General features: G+C 69.7%; 18 protein-coding genes. 9 read left to right on the forward strand and 9 right to left on the reverse strand.

The window, feature by feature from the left end:
• On the forward strand, nucleotides 1-333 hold a 333-nt coding region (locus ACIQF0_RS44160), incomplete at its 5' end, for an adenosylhomocysteinase (RefSeq protein ID WP_401040419.1).
• 44 nt (nucleotides 334-377) lie between these two features.
• On the opposite strand, the gene ACIQF0_RS44165 is transcribed toward ACIQF0_RS44160, so the two are convergent.
• Complete coding sequence (locus ACIQF0_RS44165) at nucleotides 378-809, reverse strand: MarR family winged helix-turn-helix transcriptional regulator (protein WP_401040421.1); 432 nt, start codon at nucleotides 807-809, stop codon at nucleotides 378-380.
• Nucleotides 810-892: 83 nt separating this feature from the next.
• Here ACIQF0_RS44165 and ACIQF0_RS44170 point away from each other — a divergent pair, with 83 nt between their 5' ends.
• Nucleotides 893-1,609 carry a DinB family protein gene (locus ACIQF0_RS44170; RefSeq protein ID WP_401040423.1) on the forward strand — a complete coding sequence of 239 codons (717 nt, stop codon included), beginning with the start codon at nucleotides 893-895 and terminating at the stop codon, nucleotides 1,607-1,609.
• Here ACIQF0_RS44170 and ACIQF0_RS44175 read toward each other — a convergent pair.
• Together ACIQF0_RS44175 and ACIQF0_RS44180 are read right to left on the reverse strand one after the other, a co-directional pair.
• Entirely contained in the window at nucleotides 1,539-3,065 is a 1,527-nt protein-coding gene (locus ACIQF0_RS44175; RefSeq protein ID WP_401040425.1) for a carboxylesterase/lipase family protein, read from the reverse strand. The genes ACIQF0_RS44170 and ACIQF0_RS44175 overlap by 71 nt on opposite strands.
• Nucleotides 3,066-3,070: 5 nt before the next feature.
• On the reverse strand, nucleotides 3,071-3,970 hold the full coding sequence (locus tag ACIQF0_RS44180; protein ID WP_401040428.1) for an MBL fold metallo-hydrolase: 900 nt from the start codon (nucleotides 3,968-3,970) through the stop codon (nucleotides 3,071-3,073).
• Nucleotides 3,971-4,071: 101 nt separating this feature from the next.
• Here ACIQF0_RS44180 and ACIQF0_RS44185 point away from each other — a divergent pair, with 101 nt between their 5' ends.
• Nucleotides 4,072-4,968: a helix-turn-helix transcriptional regulator gene (locus tag ACIQF0_RS44185; protein WP_401040429.1), complete on the forward strand. Its 897-nt coding sequence runs from the start codon at nucleotides 4,072-4,074 to the stop codon at nucleotides 4,966-4,968.
• Here ACIQF0_RS44185 and ACIQF0_RS44190 read toward each other — a convergent pair.
• Nucleotides 4,953-5,306 carry a hypothetical protein gene (locus ACIQF0_RS44190; RefSeq protein WP_401040432.1) on the reverse strand — a complete coding sequence of 118 codons (354 nt, stop codon included), beginning with the start codon at nucleotides 5,304-5,306 and terminating at the stop codon, nucleotides 4,953-4,955. The two genes, ACIQF0_RS44185 and ACIQF0_RS44190, sit on opposite strands and share 16 nt — an antisense overlap.
• A 163-nt stretch (nucleotides 5,307-5,469) precedes the next feature.
• On the opposite strand from ACIQF0_RS44190, the gene ACIQF0_RS44195 reads away from it, so the two are divergent.
• The 3 genes from ACIQF0_RS44195 (at nucleotide 5,470) to ACIQF0_RS44205 (ending at nucleotide 8,879) form a co-directional block, all read left to right on the forward strand.
• A complete protein-coding gene (locus ACIQF0_RS44195; RefSeq protein WP_401040435.1) occupies nucleotides 5,470-6,747 on the forward strand; it encodes a DUF1800 family protein in 1,278 nt (425 codons plus the stop codon).
• 4 nt (nucleotides 6,748-6,751) lie between these two features.
• Nucleotides 6,752-7,987: a DUF1501 domain-containing protein gene (locus ACIQF0_RS44200; protein ID WP_401040437.1), complete on the forward strand. Its 1,236-nt coding sequence runs from the start codon at nucleotides 6,752-6,754 to the stop codon at nucleotides 7,985-7,987.
• Nucleotides 7,988-8,306: 319 nt separating this feature from the next.
• Nucleotides 8,307-8,879, forward strand: a complete 573-nt coding sequence (locus ACIQF0_RS44205; RefSeq protein ID WP_401040440.1) for a hypothetical protein — start codon at nucleotides 8,307-8,309, stop codon at nucleotides 8,877-8,879.
• Here the strand turns inward: ACIQF0_RS44205 and ACIQF0_RS44210 are convergent.
• Both ACIQF0_RS44210 and ACIQF0_RS44215 read right to left on the reverse strand, forming a co-directional pair.
• Entirely contained in the window at nucleotides 8,869-9,459 is a 591-nt protein-coding gene (locus ACIQF0_RS44210) for a dihydrofolate reductase family protein (RefSeq protein ID WP_401040442.1), read from the reverse strand. The two genes, ACIQF0_RS44205 and ACIQF0_RS44210, sit on opposite strands and share 11 nt — an antisense overlap.
• 108 nt (nucleotides 9,460-9,567) lie before the next feature.
• Nucleotides 9,568-10,374, reverse strand: coding sequence for an IS5 family transposase (locus tag ACIQF0_RS44215; RefSeq protein ID WP_401040767.1), 807 nt, complete (start codon nucleotides 10,372-10,374; stop codon nucleotides 9,568-9,570).
• Between the two features lie 209 nt (nucleotides 10,375-10,583).
• Between ACIQF0_RS44215 and ACIQF0_RS44220 the strand changes: the two genes are divergently transcribed.
• Complete coding sequence (locus tag ACIQF0_RS44220; protein ID WP_401040445.1) at nucleotides 10,584-11,675, forward strand: nucleotide disphospho-sugar-binding domain-containing protein; 1,092 nt, start codon at nucleotides 10,584-10,586, stop codon at nucleotides 11,673-11,675.
• A 306-nt stretch (nucleotides 11,676-11,981) separates the two neighbouring features.
• On the opposite strand, the gene ACIQF0_RS44225 is transcribed toward ACIQF0_RS44220, so the two are convergent.
• From ACIQF0_RS44225 to ACIQF0_RS44235, 3 genes are read right to left on the reverse strand one after another with little or no spacing between them, the layout of a single operon-like run.
• Nucleotides 11,982-12,395 (reverse strand): hypothetical protein, encoded by a 414-nt coding sequence (locus tag ACIQF0_RS44225; protein ID WP_401040447.1) that lies wholly within the window; start codon nucleotides 12,393-12,395, stop codon nucleotides 11,982-11,984.
• 56 nt (nucleotides 12,396-12,451) lie between these two features.
• Complete coding sequence (locus tag ACIQF0_RS44230; protein WP_401040449.1) at nucleotides 12,452-13,339, reverse strand: fumarylacetoacetate hydrolase family protein; 888 nt, start codon at nucleotides 13,337-13,339, stop codon at nucleotides 12,452-12,454.
• Between the two features lie 6 nt (nucleotides 13,340-13,345).
• Complete coding sequence (locus ACIQF0_RS44235) at nucleotides 13,346-14,638, reverse strand: CitMHS family transporter (protein ID WP_401040452.1); 1,293 nt, start codon at nucleotides 14,636-14,638, stop codon at nucleotides 13,346-13,348.
• A gap of 143 nt (nucleotides 14,639-14,781) precedes the next feature.
• Here ACIQF0_RS44235 and ACIQF0_RS44240 point away from each other — a divergent pair, with 143 nt between their 5' ends.
• Both ACIQF0_RS44240 and ACIQF0_RS44245 read left to right on the forward strand, forming a co-directional pair.
• Complete coding sequence (locus tag ACIQF0_RS44240; RefSeq protein WP_401040454.1) at nucleotides 14,782-16,011, forward strand: sensor histidine kinase; 1,230 nt, start codon at nucleotides 14,782-14,784, stop codon at nucleotides 16,009-16,011.
• Nucleotides 16,011-16,691: a response regulator gene (locus ACIQF0_RS44245; RefSeq protein ID WP_401040456.1), complete on the forward strand. Its 681-nt coding sequence runs from the start codon at nucleotides 16,011-16,013 to the stop codon at nucleotides 16,689-16,691. The genes ACIQF0_RS44240 and ACIQF0_RS44245 overlap by 1 nt, the downstream gene beginning before the upstream one ends.
• The last annotated feature ends 28 nt before the right edge of the window (nucleotides 16,692-16,719 follow it).

Genomic DNA, 16,719 nt, shown 5'->3' on the forward strand with positions numbered 1-16,719 from the left:
CCGCAGGTCGACGAGTGGATCTTCCCGTCGGGCCGCACGATCATCGTGCTGTCCGAGGGCCGCCTGATGAACCTGGGCAACGCCACCGGCCACCCGTCGTTCGTCATGTCGAACTCCTTCTCCAACCAGGTGATCGCCCAGATCGAGCTGTTCACCAAGCACGCGGAGTACGGCAATGACGTCTTCCGGCTGCCCAAGGTGCTCGACGAGAAGGTCGCCCGCATCCACCTGGAAGCACTGGGCGGTGAGCTGACCGAGCTCACCAAGGACCAGGCCGCCTACCTGGAGCTGGACGTCGCCGGGCCGTTCAAGCCGGAGCACTACCGCTACTGATCGAGACGGGCTGGACGGCAACGGACCCGTTGCCGTCCACCCGATCAGCTGTCTCGACCCGAAGCAGGAACGATCTTGCCCAGCACGGACAGCAGGGTGGCCACGTCGCCGTCGTCCAGCGCGGACAGGGGACTGGACGCCACCGTCGTCCGCATGACCTCTGCCCGCACCTGCCGCCCCCTTTCGGTGAGGACGAGCGCGCGGGACCGCCGGTCCCGCGGGTCGGGAACCCGTTCGACCAGTCCACGGGCGGCGAGCTGGTCCGCGACGAACGACAGGTTGGGCGCGTTGCAGTGCAGACGGCTCGCCACCGTCTTCATCGACGGTGGCTCCTCGTCCGGCTCCACCGCCCAGAGCGCCTGAGCGGTCGCGGTGGTCAGACCCAGTTCCGCGAGGGGGCCGGTGATCGCCGCCTCGGTGAGCATGAACACCTCGTGGATGGCGCGGATGGCTGCGACCGCCCCTTGTTCGTTCATGAACGCATTCTAGCGACTTGCTTCGAGCCTCGAACTTGTCATTCATCGAGGCCTTGTCGGTGCCCGCACCTACTATGCCGACCATGACGCGGTACATCGACGAAGACCTGCACGGCGCGGAGTTCCGCGAGTGCGACCTGACCGGGGCACGCCTGATCGGCGTCGTGATGCAGGACGCCGTGATCGACGGGTTCGTCACCAACCTCGTGGTGAACGGCGTCGAGGTCACCGAGTACGTCGAGGCGGAGCTCGACCGGCGTCATCCGGTGCGGGTGCTGCTCCGCTCCGAGGACCCGGCCGACCTGCGCGAGGCAGCACGTCAGCTCCGCGCCGCGTGGTCCGCCACGGCAGACCGAATCCGCCGCACCCCCGGCATCGAGCACCGCAGCGTGAACGACGAGTGGTCGGCGGCGCAGACGATGCGCCACCTCGTCTTCGTCCACGACTCGTGGTTCCGCCGTTGCTGCCTTGGCTCGACGGAGCTGTTCACGCCGATGGGCATCGGCCCGGCCGTCGAGCCCTACCGCGAAGCACACGGCCTTGACCTCTCGCTCGACCCGGCCCTCGACGAGATCGTGAGCGTGCGCGACGCGCAGGCGGCCGAGCTCGAGGCCTGGCTCGACGAGGTCACCGACGCGCAGCTCGCAGCGCCGGCGCCGGTGCCCGACGACGACGTCTGGCCGCCGTACGCCAGGGGCCGCACCGTGCGGCAGTGCCTCCGCACGGTGCTCAACGAGACCTTCGAGCACCACGGCTTCTGCGTCCGCGACCTCGCCCTGATCGAGGCGCAGAACGCGTGAGCTGGGCGGGCCGCTCCCACGCCTGGCGTTCCGCGCCGCGCGGATCGTCGACCGCGCCGCTGTCCACGTCGAACCGCATGGTGGTGCGCCGGTCCAGCTCGTAGCGCGGCCAGCCGGGATCTCCGGTGCGGGCGAAGCGGACCCAGCTGTCGTGGACCCGCGTGACGAGGGACGACGGCGCCTCGTCGTCGCCGAGCAGCCTGTTCGGCCCGCGCAGTGAGGGCAGGTCGGTCCGCCCGAACACGAACGGGAGCTCGACCGTGTGCGTCGCGCCGAGCGCGCCGTCGAGGGCGGGTGAGCGCCACGCGAACTCATAGGCGAAAGCACGGGCGTGTGCTTCGGTGAGCGCCCAGGTGCCCGCGCCGAACAGGGCGTCACCCAGGATCGCGGACCGGATCTCGCCGTCGGTGGCCGCGGGCCGCTGCGAGCGGTAAGCCTTGACCAGCCGCAGCGGGTCGGGGTGCGCCTTGGCCGCGATGGCGTCCACGTCCGCGCTGGTCGAGCTGTCGTACTTGCCGAACGGGACCAGGTAGAGATTGCCCTCCTCGGCGTTCGTGCCGATGAGCAGGTCGACCTCGGCGACGGGGGCGTCCGCCGGTTGCGTGTCGAGGACCAGGCTGAACGGGCTCAGCCCGACCAGCGGATCGGTGTGCGTCGCGGTGCGCAGGTCGATGCCCGCGAGCTTGGACGCCGTCTCCACGAGACGCTCGTCGGAGATCTCCGCGAATGCCTGAGCGCTCGCCTCGACGCCGAGGAACTCGGCGGCGGCACGGGTGACGAGCGACGCCTGCTCGGGGGAGAAGGCGCCCAGACCGCTTCCACTTTGGACGATCGCGCGCCGGAACAGTCCAGTGGCGTCTGGTGTGGCCAGCAGCCCGCCGACGATGGTCGCCCCGGCGGACTGGCCGAACACCGTGACGGCGCCGGGATCGCCACCGAACCCGGCGATGTTCTCCCGCACCCAGCGCAGGGCCGCGACCACGTCGAGCAGGCCGCGGTTGGCAGGGGCGCCGGGAACGTCGAGGAACCCGGCGACACCGAGGCGGTAGTTCACGGTGACGAGCACGACGCCGTCACGGGCGAACGCCGACCCGTCGTACGACTCGGCTCGTCCGGAGCCCGCCACGAAGCCGCCTCCGTGCACGAACACCATGACGGGCAGGCCGGTGGCGGCGGGATCCGGCGTCCAGACGTTGACGGTGAGGTAGTCCTCGCCGCGGTGCCAGCCGTCGCCGAAGTAGGCGCGCAGGTCCATGCTGCCGAGCAGCCGCGGCGCCTGCGGGGCGGTCGGCCCGAACTCGGTGGCGTCGCGCACGTCTCGCCACGGCTCGTGCTCTTCCGGTGCCGCGAACCGGCCGGCACCGGAAGGTGCGGCGGCGTACGGGATGCCGAGGAAAGCGGTGATCCCGTCCCTGCTCAGCCCGCGCACGGCACCTCGGGTGGTGGCGACCTCCATCGCGCTCACCTCTGCTCGTACGAGGAGAAGGGCGCCCAGTCCTTGATGGCGAACGTGCCCCCGTCGCGCGCGACCTCCACGGCGCCGCCGCCGGGGAAGTGCGCCGGGAACACCAGCGTGCCGGTGTCCGCGGCCTCGCCCAGGATCCTGCGCCGGGTGGCGCGGGCCTCGGCCGGGTCCTCGCAGAAGCAGCTGTTGGCGTCCGGCTCGAGGACCTGCACCGGTGCGTGCATCAGGTCGCCCACGAACACCGCGCGGTCGGTGCCGGAGGCGAGGGTCAGGACGCTGGAGCCCGGAGTGTGGCCGGGTGCCGGTTCCAGGCGCAGGTTGGCGTCGATCTGGTGGCCGCGCTCCCACAACTGCACGAGACCGGCCTGGTGCACGGGGGCGACGCTGTCCTCGAAGACGTTCTGGTTGCCGCGGCCGAGCACGGGAGCCCTGTTGTTGGCGGGGTTCCAGAAGTCGAAGTCGTCCTTCGGCATCAGGTAGGCGGCGTTGGGGAAGGTCGGCACCCAGGCACGGTCCTCGAGGCGGGTGTTCCAGCCGACGTGGTCGATGTGCAGATGGGTGTTGACGACGACGTCCACGTCCTCGGGGCGGACACCGGCGCGGGCGAGGTTGCCGAGGAAGTCCGTGGAGAGATGGCTCCACACCGGGGCGTAGGGGCGCTCCTTGTGGTTGCCGACCCCGGTGTCGACCAGGATCGTCCTGCCCTCGCTGCGCACCAGCCACGTCTGGATGGCGGCGCGCACGTTGCCGGTGGCGGGGTCGAGGAACTCCGGCGCCACGTCCTCCCAGACCTGCTTCGAGCTCTCGGGAAAGAAGACCTCGGGCGTCATCTCCACCGAGCCGTAGTACTCCCACACACGGGTGACGGAGACGTCACCCAGTTCGATCGTGTCCATGCCGTCGATCCTGCGAACCCCGGCTCAGGGCAACCAGACCCGACCTTGCCTACCACTGGCGTGGTCAGGCTCCGCACGGCCGGCTTGCGCATACTGGCTGGATGAGCGGACAGGGACAGCTCGCCGAGTACCTCCAGGCCTGCCGGGCGCGCCTGCGACCGGACCAGGTCGGCCTGTCGACCTACGGCGAACGGCGACGGGTCCCCGGTCTGCGCCGCGAGGAGGTCGCCGGCCTGGCCGGCGTCAGCGCCTCCTACTACGTCCGGCTGGAACAGGGACAGGCCCAGCACGCGTCGCCGGAGGTCGTGGCCGCACTCGCCAGGGCGTTGCAGCTGAACCCCGACGAACACGCCCACCTGCGTGAACTGGCCCAGCCACGACGCCACCGGACCGCGCCGAAGCCACCGCCCGAACGAGTCTCGCCCGACACCGCCGAACTCGTCGCCACGCTGACCCAACCTGCTGTCCTGCTGGGCAGGCGCGGCGACGTGCTGGCGTGGAACCCCCTGGGCCACGCCCTCTTCGCGGGCCACCTCGACCAGTCCAGCCCGCACCGCCCCGCGGACCGTCCCAACATGACCAGGCTGGTCTTCCTCGACGCGCACACCCGTGCCCTCTACGGGAACTGGGCGCTCAAGGCCCGTGCGGTGGTCGGCAACCTCCGCCTCACCGCCGGCAAGTACCCGGAGGACCGGGAACTGACCGCCCTCGTGGGTGAACTGGCGACCCGCAGCCCCGAGTTCGCGACGATGTGGGCCGACCATCGAGTCCGCACCTGCGCCAGCACCGCGCACCAGATGCACCACCCCGTCGCGGGGGAGATCCTGGTGAAGCAGCAGACACTCCGCATCCCGAGCGCCCCGGACCAGACGCTGACGGTCGTGACGACGCAACCCGGTTCGGCCGCGGAGGCCGCGCTCACGTTGCTCGGGCAGGCCGCGGCGATGGCACGACCGGAGGCGCCCGCCGAACCGCGCCGGCCTCAGCAGTACACGTAGACGTACTTGGTCTCGGTGTACCGGTCGAGTGACCTGGAGGTCCACGCTTCGACGTCGTCCCAGCGGTTGTTCTGATAGGTGACCCGGAACGCGTTGCCGTGAGCTTTGCCGTAAGCGGGAAGAACGTAGATGGTGTGGAAACCACAGCCGTCGAAGACCCAGTACACCGCCGGTTCGTGCACCGTGGGTTCGATGCAGGCATGCCCGTAGTCACAGCTGTTGGACCAGTGCCCGGCCCCCACCTTCATCTCGGGCGCGGCCTGGGAGGGCGCCGCGCACACACCCGCCAGGGACAGGGTCATCGTGGCGCAGGCCAGCGCTTTCCTGAGGACGTTCATCAGTTCGGTGATTCCTTTCTCGCAGCGACACAACGAACTCACGCTAGGAAGAAGGCATTGCGGAAATGTTGGTTCGCAGGTCACGGCGGTCGGCCGCTGAAGCGACTCTGAAGATCGCCGCCAGGCCTGGCCACGGGGCAGCGCGGCCCGAACACTGTCCGCCATGGTGCAACTGGACGAACGCGCCGCGGTGAGGAGACTGCACGACCGGCTCGGTGTGGGGCCGCGACCCGGCGATCTCGACCGCCCGTACGACGTCGCGCTCGACGCCCTGCTGTCCGACGGTTCCGCCGGCGTTCCCGCGCCGCGACCGGCCAGCCCTCCCCGCCCCGGCAAAGGCGACAGCCAGGCCAAGAAGGACGCCGCCCGCCAACGCGTCGAGGACGAGCACGCGCTGACGGTGTGGTGGCTCGACCGCATGGTCACCGCCGACGGCCCGGCCGCCGAGCGCATGACCTGGTTCTGGCACGGGCACTTCGCGACGAGCGAGCAGAAGGTGCGGTCGCCGGCGCTGATGCTGGCGCAGAACGAGACGTTCCGCCGGCTCGGTCTCGGGCCGTTCGCGGACCTCGCGCAGGCGCTGGTGGTCGACCCGGCGATGCTGGTGTGGCTCGACGGCAACGACAACCGCGCCGGGGCGGCCAACGAGAACCTCGCCAGGGAACTGATGGAGCTGTTCACCCTGGGGATCGGCCACTACGACGAGATCGACGTCCGGGAGGCCGCGCGCTCGCTGACCGGGTGGACGGTGCGCGCGGAGTCCGGCAAGGCGGAACTGGTGGCCAAGCGCCACGACGACGGCGCGAAGAGGGTGTTCGGCCAGACCGACCGGTTCACGGCGCAGTCCCTGATGACGCTCGTCCTGGACAGGCCGGAAAGCCCCGAGTTCGTCGTGGGCAGGCTGTGGTTCCGGCTTGTGTCCGCGCAGCCGCCCGCCGCCGAGGTGGTCGAGCGGCTGGTTCCGGCGTTCCGGCGCGACACCCGGTCGTTCCTGCGTGCCCTCGCCTCCGAGGCGGCGTTCCGCGACTCCGCGAACGTGCTGGTGAAACAACCCGTCGACTGGGCCGTGGGCCTGATGAGAGCGCTGAACGTGATGCCGCGTGACCTGAACGGGAAGCAGGCGGACGCGATGCTGCGCTCCCTGCGCGGGCTCGGGCAGGTCCCGTTCCGGCCGCCGAGCGTCGGAGGCTGGCCGGCGGGCGGTGCGTGGCTGACGACGGCCGCGTGGCCGTCCCGGCTCGACCTGGCGAAGCTGGTGGCCGAACGCGCCGGCCTCAAGACCGCTCTCGGCGGCGCGGACAGGATCGAGGGCGTGCGGCGCCTGCTCGGCGTCGACTCCTGGTCGGACCGCACCAGGTCGGCGCTGGAGAAGGTCGTGGACACCCCGGTGCAGCTCGTCGTCGTGGCGGCGAGCGCCCCCGAGTACGTGGTGAGCAGGTGAGCTCGTGAACATCGTGACCCGACGCCGATTCCTCACGTTGTCCGGTGTCACCGCGGCCGGTGCCCTCGCCTTCGGCGCCACGCGGGTGAACTGGGACGACCTGATGGGCGCCGCCGCCGACAACCCGCTCGACCCGAGCCAGGGCGTGCTGGTCGTCGTGACGCTCTACGGCGGCAACGACGGTCTCAACACCGTGGTGCCCGCCGGGGACCGCGCCTACCAGGACGCCCGCCCCGACCTGGCCTACCGGCCGGACGAGGTGCTCGGCCTGGGCGAGGGTCTCGGCCTGAACCCCGGCATGAAGGGCCTCAAACAACTGTGGGACGAGCAGGGGCTCGCCATCGTGCGCGGGGTCGGCTACGCCCAGCCCGACCACAGCCACTTCCGGTCGATGGCCATCTGGCAGACGGCTTCGCCGCGCACCTCGGTGCCTTCCGGCTGGCTGGGGCGCTGGCTCGACGAGACCGCGGGTGACGACCCGTTGCGCGCGTTGTCGGTGGAACCGCTGCTGCCGCCGTTGCTCGCCGGCGAACGCACCGCGGCGGCGTCGTTCCCGCTCAACGGCCTGAAGCTGCCGACGGGCCCGCTCGGAGACGCGTTCGCCGCGCTGGGCCAGGCGTCGGACGGCGAGGAGCACTGGCAGGCACGCGTCGCCCGGTCCATCGCGGACGTCCGCCACACGGCCACGACCCTCACCGGCTCGCCCTCTGGCGGGCAGATCCCGAGCGACGACCCGGACGAGCAGCGCGACAAGGGCTCCTCGGCGGGCGGCGGTGGCGCGCTGGGCGCACAGCTCGACGTGGTCGCCCGCCTGATCGAGGCGGGAGCGCCCTGCCGGGTCTACTCGGCGTCACTGGGCGGGTTCGACACGCACTCCGACGAGCGCGCGACCCAGCAACGCCTGCTGTCCGAGCTGGACGGCGCGCTCACGCCGTTCGTCCGCCGCGTGGGGAAGAGGGCCGTCGTGCTGGTCTACTCCGAGTTCGGCAGGCGGGTGCGCGCCAACGCGAGCGACGGCACCGACCACGGCACGGCGGGACCGGTCTTCCTGCTCGGCGCGAACGTCCGGGGCGGGTTCCACGGCGCGCAGCCGAGCCTGACCGACCTCGACGACGGTGATCTCAAGCAGACCACGGACTTCCGCGACGTGTACGCGACCGTGCTCGACCGCGTGCTCGGGACGGAGCCCGGCCGGGTGCTGAAGGACCACACCGGTGAGGTCGGCGGCCTGTTCACCTGACCGGATTCGCGGTGTCAGGTCCGGCGCGAGGCGAACCGTTCGAATATCCGTCGCCTATTTGTCCGGTGTTGCCGGACCTGTGACCTCGACGGACAGCCCGCTGTCGCTGTCTGTAGCGACGTGCTCACCAGGGGAGATGTGACCATGAACACTTGCCCGTGATGTTCTCGTGTTCGTTTCGTAATGTGGCCCGTCTTGTGAGTATGCCCTGTCCCCGACGCAAGGTGTTTCCCGAATGCCGGGCCGACATAGAACGCCGCAGACACCCAGCCGGAAGCTGCCCATCGCAGTCGCCGCCACCCTCTCCGTGGGCTTGGTCGTGACCTTCTGGATCGTCCGCAGCTCCGATCAGCCGGTCGATCCGACCGGAGCGGCCGCCCTTCTCGCCGCCCCGACGACGTCAGTCAGTCAGGACGTGCGGCCGGTCACGACGACGCCGTCCTCGGAACCTCCGGTGACCACCACGCCGCCGCCGGTGACCACGACGACCCCCGAGACCACCACGCCGCCCCCACCACCCCCGCCGCCGCCCTGCCCGACCACTCTGGACGGAGTCAAGCCGCACGTGGCGCAGGTGGGTAACCACATCGCGGGCAAGTTCGGAATCAAGGACATCGGCGGCGCCGCCGGTCGTGCCGGCGGCGGCGAGCACCCCCTCGGGCTGGCGCTGGACTTCATGGTCAACACCGACACCGCCACCGGCAACGCCGTGGCCGACTACGTGCTGGCCAACCGCAAGGCGTTCGGCGTCACGTACGTGATCTGGCGCCAGCGCTACAACGACGGCAGCGGCTTCACGCCGATGGAGGACCGCGGTAGTCCAACGGCCAACCACATGGACCACGTGCACGTGTCGTTCCAGGCTTCCGCGACCGTCAACGTCACCTGCTGATCCCGCTGGAACCCGTTTTGACGACGCGGTAGCGCAGGTGGTCGACGGCAGGGGAGTGGGGCGTCTCGACGCGTTCCAGCTCGATCGCCGAATCGAGCGCGGCGAAGAGTGGCGTGCCGCCGCCGAGGAGCAGCGGGACCACGTGCACGTGGATCTCGTCGACCAGGCCGAGTGGCAGGGCCTGCTGCATCACCGTGGCGCCGTGCAGGCCGACCCACTTGTCGCCCGCGGCCTTCTGGGCCTGCCCGATCGCGCTGGCCACGCCGTCGGTGACGAAGGTGTAGCCGGGGTGGTCCTCGGCGGGCGCGTGGTGGGTCACCACGAAGCTCTGGCAGCCCGGAACCGGGCCGCCGGGACCCCACGCGTGCACGGTCTTGTCGAACGACGTGCGGCCCATCACCACGGCACCGCAGTGGGCGACCGCGTGCTCGAGGTACTCGCGGTCCGCGTCGATCGGGTCCTTGAACATCCAGTCGTGCAGGCCGCCGGCGCCGTCGCCGAACGGGTTCTCCCTGCTCGCGCCGGGGCCGGTGGCGAAGCCGTCGAGCGAGATCGACATGTCACAGATGACCAGTCCCATGGTTCGTGTCCCTTCCGGATCCATCTTGCTGTCACCCACACGTCGAACACGTGCGGTGGATTTCGACAGCTGGGACCGGACACCCTCTGAGAGCCTGTTGGTAGATGGTCATGCCGTGGTTGAGCTGGGTTGTCCGGGCTGGCCCCAGCGTGCTGGTGGTGGGTCGCCGGAGAGTTCTCGGGTCGGGCGGCGGGTCAGCCGGCCGAACGTCCTCTCGACGACCCATCTGCGGGGCGGTACCACGAAGCCCTTGATGTCGTCGGTGCGTTTGACAACGGTGAGTGTCAGGCACAGCACGGCTTTGGCCCACGTGACGAGGCGTCCGGCGTAGCCGCCGTCGGCCCAGACCAGGGTGATGGTGGAGAAGTGTTCGCGCAGCAGTGCCGGCAGCCGGTGGGCGCTGTCGCGGTCTTGCACGCCGCCGGAGGTGACGGTCACCATCAACAGGAGTCCGAGGCAGTCAGTGGCAATGTTTCTCTTACGCCCCTTGGTTTTCTTCCCCGCGTCATAGCCGGCGCCGTCGGCTGCCACGGTGTCGGCACCGCGCGCGGTCTGGGCGTTGATGACCGCTGCGGTAGGCAACTCGGCCCGGCCACACGCGATCCGGATGCGTCCCCGCAACCGGTCGGCCAGACGCTGCGGCAGGCCCCGTTCGCTCCACCGTTCGAAGAACGCATACACCGCTTCCCAGAGCGGGAAGTCGACCGGCAACGCCCGCCGCTCGATGCCATAGCGGGTCAGATAGCCGATCGCGTCCACCATCGCACGCAGGTCATGCTTCATTGGCGCTCCGGCAGGGCTCTTGCGCAGCTCGGCCATGACCGCCCGCGCTTGCGGCTCCAACACCTGCGAGTGCTCATCGGTCAGATCAGACGGACACCGACGTGTCCGGTCACGACATGCGCAACCAGACACGCCACAACTCGCCTTCGCGTCCTCGACACGGTAGACAGACGTCCTGGGGCTTTTAATGATCAAGTTGGTGGTACATCTCGATTACCAGAAGCCCCACCTTGATGCCCTCACGCTCACGACCAACCCACACCATTCGCCAACAGACTCCCAGGGAGGAAGTCGTGCGAGTTCTTTTCTCGTCATCGCCGGGGCTTGGCCACCTGTTTCCGATGATCCCGCTCGCCTGGGCGCTGCGGACCGGGGGTCACGACGTGCTGGTCGCCAGCACCGGTGACGTCGTCGAACGCGCCGCGCAAGCTGGGCTGCCCGCGGTGGAGGCCGCGCCGGGGCTGGACGTGATGAAGTTCTTCGGGACTGCAGTGCGGGAGAACGAGCGGTTCGGGGACTTCGCGTCGATCCACGAGCTGTTCGTGGAGGACCCGCGGCGGGCGATGGAACTCGTCGCGCGGGTGTTCGCCGCGCTCGGCGACCGGCTCACCGAGGGGATGCTCGCCGCCGCCCAGGGTTGGCGGCCGGACCTGGTGGTCTTCGAGCAGATGGACTCCGCGGGCCCGTTCATCGCCGCGAAGCTCGGAATTCCCGCCGTGCAGCACAACTTCGGTTCGGCGCGCGGGACCGACGAGCTCGCGCTGTACGCCAAGTACACCGACGCCTACGACCGGCATGGCGTGACGCGGCCGACCGAGGCTGACGCGATCATCGACATCGCCACCGAGGGGCTCGGCACCCCGCAGATCGGGTGGCCGATGCGCTACGTCGCGTACAACGCGGGCGGGGTGCTGCCGGGGTGGCTGCTCGCCAAGCGGGAACGGCCGAGGGTGTGCGTCACCCTCGGCACCGCGGTCGGCCTGATGTCCGTCGGCGCGCTGGGCCAGATCGTCGAGGCGGCCAAGGAGATCGACGCGGAGTTCATCTTCGCGCTCGGCGACTCCGACGTCGCGGAACTGGGCGAGCTGCCGGAGAACGTGCGCCTCGTCGAGTGGATCCCGTTGAACGCCCTGTTGGAGCACTGCGACGCGATCGTGCACCACGGCGGCTCCGGCAGCACCTTCACCTCGCTGGCCGCCGGAGTGCCGCAGTTGCTGCTTCCGCACAGCGCCGACCAGTTCGACAACGCGACACTCGTCCGCGATGCTGGTATCGGCCTGTGGCTCGAAGACACCACCGTGGACGCTTCGCATCTCACGAAGCTGTTGGAGGACAAGGGGATCAGGGCGGCGTGCGAGCGACTCCGCGCGGAGAACGCCGCACGCCCCCTGCCATCGGAGCTGGTGTCGAAGCTCGTCGCGCTGGTGAGCTGATCCGGCTTGGTGATCTGGGCCTCGACCGAGCTCGGCGCGCCGAGCGCTGGTAGGCCTTGCGGCCGAAATGTGTCAGTCGGACGTATTCAGCCGGACGTCTCGGCCACGGCGGGAGAACGGGCCGGTGAACACCGAGGGGCGGCGACGGGGGTCTGAGCGGGGCGGTGGACATTGCCCGACACGGCACGGACCGAGGAGGACCCGACATGGGTGGTGTGATCATCAGCGAGCCGGAGGAAGGCTCCCCAGTCGAGGACCTGCCCTGGGTCATCGTGTTCCAGTCCCTCGACGATTCGTGGGACTCCTTCACCTGCGGGCCATACGACCGGGACCCCGCCACTGTCCACTGAGGATGAACAGTGCGCCACCGACCGCCAGGAGCGTTCCGGTCACCGCGACCGTGCGCAGCCACGGCCGGTCGCCGCGCCGGTAGATCTCGTTGTGCCTGCGGGCGTGCCGACGGTCGGGCTCGAAGTCCGACCGCCGCCGGGGCATCCGCCCGTCGGCGTCCGGCACCTGCACTGGCGAGGTGACCCGGGGGAACACCGGGACCGCCTGCGGCGACACGTGCGGCTGACCGCGTTCGTCCCACGCCAGTTCCACGCCGAAGCGCTGATTCGGGTAGCGCAGCTCGGTTGGCAGCTTGTCCGCGGGCAGTACCATCGGCCGGTCCTCGCCCTTGAGCTGGTTCGCGCCCCTCGCCAGCTCGCCGAGCAGCACCCATTCCGCCGCGTCGATGGAGGCGCCGACCTCGCGCGACCATTCGCCAACAGGCTCTAAGTGGTGGGCACGAGGTGGCGTGGGGCTTCCTGCACGACCGGATTCGTCAGCGACCCGAGCTGGTCGATCTCGACGGTGCACTCGTCGCCCGGCTTGAGCCAGACCTGCGGCTTGCGCAAGGCACCGACGCCGCCAGGAGTGCCGGTGACGATGACGTCGCCGGGGGACAGCGTCATGGCCTCGGAGAGGATCGCCACCAGCCTGGCCACGCCGAAGATCATGTCCTCGGTGTTCGCCTCCTGCATCGTCTCGCCGTTGAGGACGGTCCGGATGCGCAGTCCGCGGGCGCCAGGGGGTAGTTCGTCACGCGTGACGAGCTCAGGGCCGAAGGCGCCGGTGTGGTCGAAGGTCTTTCCCATCGTCCACTGGTCCGACTTGAGCTGGAAGTCGCGAACGGACCCGTCGTTGAACAGGGAGTAGCCCGCGACGTGGTCGAGCGCCTCGTCCTCGCCGAGGTGCCGCCCGCCCCTGCCGATGACCACGGCGAGTTCGCATTCGTAGTCGAGCAGGTCGGACGCGTCCGGCCGCACCAGCGGATCGCCGTGCGCGACGAGGCTGTTGGCGAACCGGGCGAAGACGGCGGGGTACGTCGGCGGCTCGAAACCGCTCTCCTTCGAGTGGTCGCGGTAGTTCAGCCCGATGCAGAGGATCTTTCCCGGGCGCACGACCGGCGGCAGCAACGTCACGTCGGACAGGGCGAACTCCGGTGCGCCCGCCAGGGTTTCCGCCAACTGGGCCAGAGCCGAGTCGTCGCGCAGGAAGTGCGCGAGGTCGCCGCCGAGCCGGGAGACCGGAAGTCCTCGGTAGCCCCCTCCGGACCTGATCGCGACGCCCTCTTCGGACTCGTTGGTGTAGCTGATGAATCGCAACAGTGCCTCCAGCACTCGGGATCAGACGAAGTAGATGGCGCCGGTGATGGTGGCGGCCGCCATGGCGATCAGGCTCAGGCCGAGAGTCCACGGCCAGGCGAACCGTTGAAGGGAACCGATGTCGGTGCGCAGCAGCGTGGCGACGAAGTAGATCGGCGCGATCAGCGGGCTGAGCGAGTGCAGCGGCATCCCGATCAGTGCCGCCCTGGCGATCACCTCGTGCGGGACGCCGAACGCGTCGGCGGTCTGCGCGAGGATCGGGACGACACCGATGAAGAAGCTGTCGGTGGACAGGATGATCAGCAGCGGCATGGACAGCACCGCGGTGACGAAGGCGAACGCGCCGCCCCAGCTCTGCGGGACGATCGAGATGATGCTGCCGGACATCGCCTCGACCATGCCGCTCTCGCTGAGCACGCCGGTGAAGGAGCCCGCCGCCAGGATGAGCGTGACCAGCATGACCACGGTGCCGGCGTGCGGCTTCAACCGGTCCTGCTGCACCCGCAGGTTCGGGAAGTTGACCGTGGCCGCGATCGCGAACGCCCCCATCACCAGCGCGGGCAGGGGGAAGAACCCGAGCGCCAGGCTCACCATGAGCGCGATGGTGAGCGGGAGGTTGAACCAGAAGTTCTTCGGCTCGATCACCTTGCGCGGCGTGTGAGCGCTGGTGTCCTCGGTCTCGGTCTCCGTTGCCTCGACCTTGCTCAGCCGACGCCGCTCCGAGCGACCGAGGACGTAGGCGAAGACGAGGGCGGCCGCCAGGGTGATGAAGAACGCGGGCAGCATGGGCACGACGACGTCCGTGATGTCGACGCCCAGGGAGATCGACATCCGCGCCGCCGGACCGCCCCACGGCATCCAGTTGAGGATCGGGCAGATGATGCCGAGCAGCATGGCGATGATCAGCGGGTTGATGCCGATCCGGCGGTATATCGGGTACATCGAGGACACGGTGATGAGCACGGCGGTGGCGCCGTCGCCGTCGAGACCGACGATGATCACCAGGACGGCGGTACCCACCACGATCTTCACCGGGTCCTCGCCGACCGCCGCGATGATCCGGCGGACGAACGGCTCGAACAGTCCGCATTCGAACATCACCAGGAAGTAGAGCAGGGCGAAAACGAGCATCACCGCGGTCGGCGCGGTTTCGACGATGCCGGAAATCATCATCTCACCGAGCTTGGCGCCGAATCCGCCGATCAGGCCGAACACCAGCGGAACGAGGATCAGCGCGGCGACGGCCGACATCTTCTTCGTCATCACCAGAGCGGTGAACAGGCCAATCGTGCCAAACCCCAGAAGAGCCAGCATGGCATTCCTCTCAGCGACGTCGGCGGCGCTTTTACGAGGCTGAGGCTAGGAGTCCGGTCACCGGTGAATCGTCCTGCGGTCCGGGGAGGTCTGTCCCCTGGTCGGGGGACTCTTCGCGGGGTGTGGCGAGGATAATTGCCCGCGTGGCCATTGTGGACGACTCCGGGACAACGGCGCCGCACGCGCGCGATGCGGCGGCTCCCCACGTGGTGCGCTCACTCGGCTGGCAGGCGTTGCTCATCGCGCTCGCCTGCCTGCTGGTCGACGCCGTCGTGTTCACGGCCGCGACGCCGGAGGTCCCCCTCGGGCTCCGGGCCGCCGCCCTCGTCGCCATCGTGTGCGTCGACGGCGCGCTGGCCCTGCCCCTCCGGTTCTCCGGTTGGGTGACCTTGGCACACGCGGTCACCGCGGTCGGCCTGGCCCTGATGCTCCGCACGACGCCGGACGCCGACATGGACCTCGTGGGCGGCGTGATCGCCGCCTACCGCGCCGGTGCGTGGCTGCACGGCCGGGCGAGCGTCGCGGCGGTCCTCGCACTGGCGACGGGCGCGGTCCTCTCGCAGGCGGTGGCGGACCCGTCGAACGTTCTCGCGACGGTCACGGAAATGATGAAGGACGCGTTCATCCCGTGGATGGTGGGCAGGTACACCTCGGCCCGCCGCGCCTACATCTCGGAGATTCGGCACAACCGGGAGAACGAACTGCGCGAGGCCAACGCCGAGGTGGACAAAGCGGTCCGCCGGGTGCGGACCTCGATAGCGCGCGATCTGCACGACGTCATTTCCCACCACGTGAGCGCGATTGGCGTGCATTCTGGTGCCGCGCGCATCAAACTCGCCGCGAGAACGGATTTCGACGACGAGGAGATCATGGACTCGCTCATGGCCGTCGAACTGTCCAGGCGGTCGGCGATGTCCGATCTCCGCCGGATGCTCGACCTCCTGCACGGCAAGCCGGACTCGTCCACCCAGCCAGGGCTCGGCAACCTCGACGAGCTGTTCGACGGGGTGCGCCGCTCGGGCCTCGCCACGCGGTTCCGGGTGAGCGGCGCGCCCCGCTGGCTGCCCGGCTCCGTCGACGTCGCGTTGTACCGGATCACCCAGGAGATGCTGACCAACGCCCTGCGCTACGGGGACGGGTCCACTGTGGACGTCTGGCTCGACTTCGACGAGACCTGCGTCGTGCTGACCGCGCGCAACGGCATCGGAGCCTCCTGCGAGCGCTCGTCCTCAGGACGCGGGCTGGCCGGCATCCGCAGCAGGGCCGCGCTGTTCGGTGGCACCGTCTCGCACGGGCCCGACACCGCGGGGAAGAACTGGGAGACCAGGGTCAGCGTGTCCTACGGCGTCTCATCAGCAGGAGAAGCACTGTGATGTTCCGCGTCCTCATCGCCGACGACCACGCGACCTTCCGGTCCGGTCTGCGCGCGATCCTGCACACCCAGCCGGACTTCGAGTGCGTGGCCGAGGTGGGGGACGGGCGCGCCGCGGTGGCGGAGACCATCAGGCTGCGCCCGGACCTGGCGATCCTGGACGTCCAGATGCCGAAGTTCGACGGGCTGTCCGCGGCCGCCGAGATCATCGCCTCGGGACTGACCGGGGTGCGCATGCTCATGCTGACCACCTACGACAGCGACGAGTACCTGCACCGCGCCCTGACCGCCGGCGTGCACGGCTTCGTGCTCAAGAGCCTGCCGCCGGAGGAGCTCATCGCCGCCATCAGAGCGGCGGCCAGAGGCGACGCCTACGTCGACCCGTCGGTCGTCCAGCGGCTCAAGCCGCGCTTCGCCGACGCACTGGCCCCCGCCGGGGAGGAGAGGGAACTGCCGCCGGGGATGGCCAGGCTGACCGCGCGCGAACACGAGGTGTTCCTGCTGCTGGCGGAGGGTTTCACGAACCCGGAGATCGGCCTGCGCCTCTACATCGGCGACGAGACGGTGAAGACCCACGTCTCGCGGATCCTGACGAAGCTGAAACTGCGGGACCGGGTGCACGCCGTCCGGTACGCCTACCGGCACGGCATCATCCAGGTCGGCGACGAACGCGATCTCTGAAAGCACTTCGGACGGCCGGTGCGTGCAC

This window comes from Lentzea sp. NPDC092896, from assembly GCF_044754905.1.
Taxonomy (GTDB): Bacteria; Actinomycetota; Actinomycetes; order Mycobacteriales; family Pseudonocardiaceae; genus Lentzea.

Coding starts and splice junctions, on each gene's coding strand:
- ACIQF0_RS44165 (WP_401040421.1), bottom strand. CDS start 809: ATGAACGAACAAGGGGCGGTCGCAGCCATCCGCGCCATCCACGAGGTG.
- ACIQF0_RS44170 (WP_401040423.1), top strand. CDS start 893: ATGACGCGGTACATCGACGAAGACCTGCACGGCGCGGAGTTCCGCGAG.
- ACIQF0_RS44175 (WP_401040425.1), bottom strand. CDS start 3,065: ATGGAGGTCGCCACCACCCGAGGTGCCGTGCGCGGGCTGAGCAGGGAC.
- ACIQF0_RS44180 (WP_401040428.1), bottom strand. CDS start 3,970: ATGGACACGATCGAACTGGGTGACGTCTCCGTCACCCGTGTGTGGGAG.
- ACIQF0_RS44185 (WP_401040429.1), top strand. CDS start 4,072: ATGAGCGGACAGGGACAGCTCGCCGAGTACCTCCAGGCCTGCCGGGCG.
- ACIQF0_RS44190 (WP_401040432.1), bottom strand. CDS start 5,306: ATGAACGTCCTCAGGAAAGCGCTGGCCTGCGCCACGATGACCCTGTCC.
- ACIQF0_RS44195 (WP_401040435.1), top strand. CDS start 5,470: ATGGTGCAACTGGACGAACGCGCCGCGGTGAGGAGACTGCACGACCGG.
- ACIQF0_RS44210 (WP_401040442.1), bottom strand. CDS start 9,459: ATGGGACTGGTCATCTGTGACATGTCGATCTCGCTCGACGGCTTCGCC.
- ACIQF0_RS44220 (WP_401040445.1), top strand. CDS start 10,584: ATGATCCCGCTCGCCTGGGCGCTGCGGACCGGGGGTCACGACGTGCTG.
- ACIQF0_RS44235 (WP_401040452.1), bottom strand. CDS start 14,638: ATGCTGGCTCTTCTGGGGTTTGGCACGATTGGCCTGTTCACCGCTCTG.
- ACIQF0_RS44245 (WP_401040456.1), top strand. CDS start 16,011: ATGTTCCGCGTCCTCATCGCCGACGACCACGCGACCTTCCGGTCCGGT.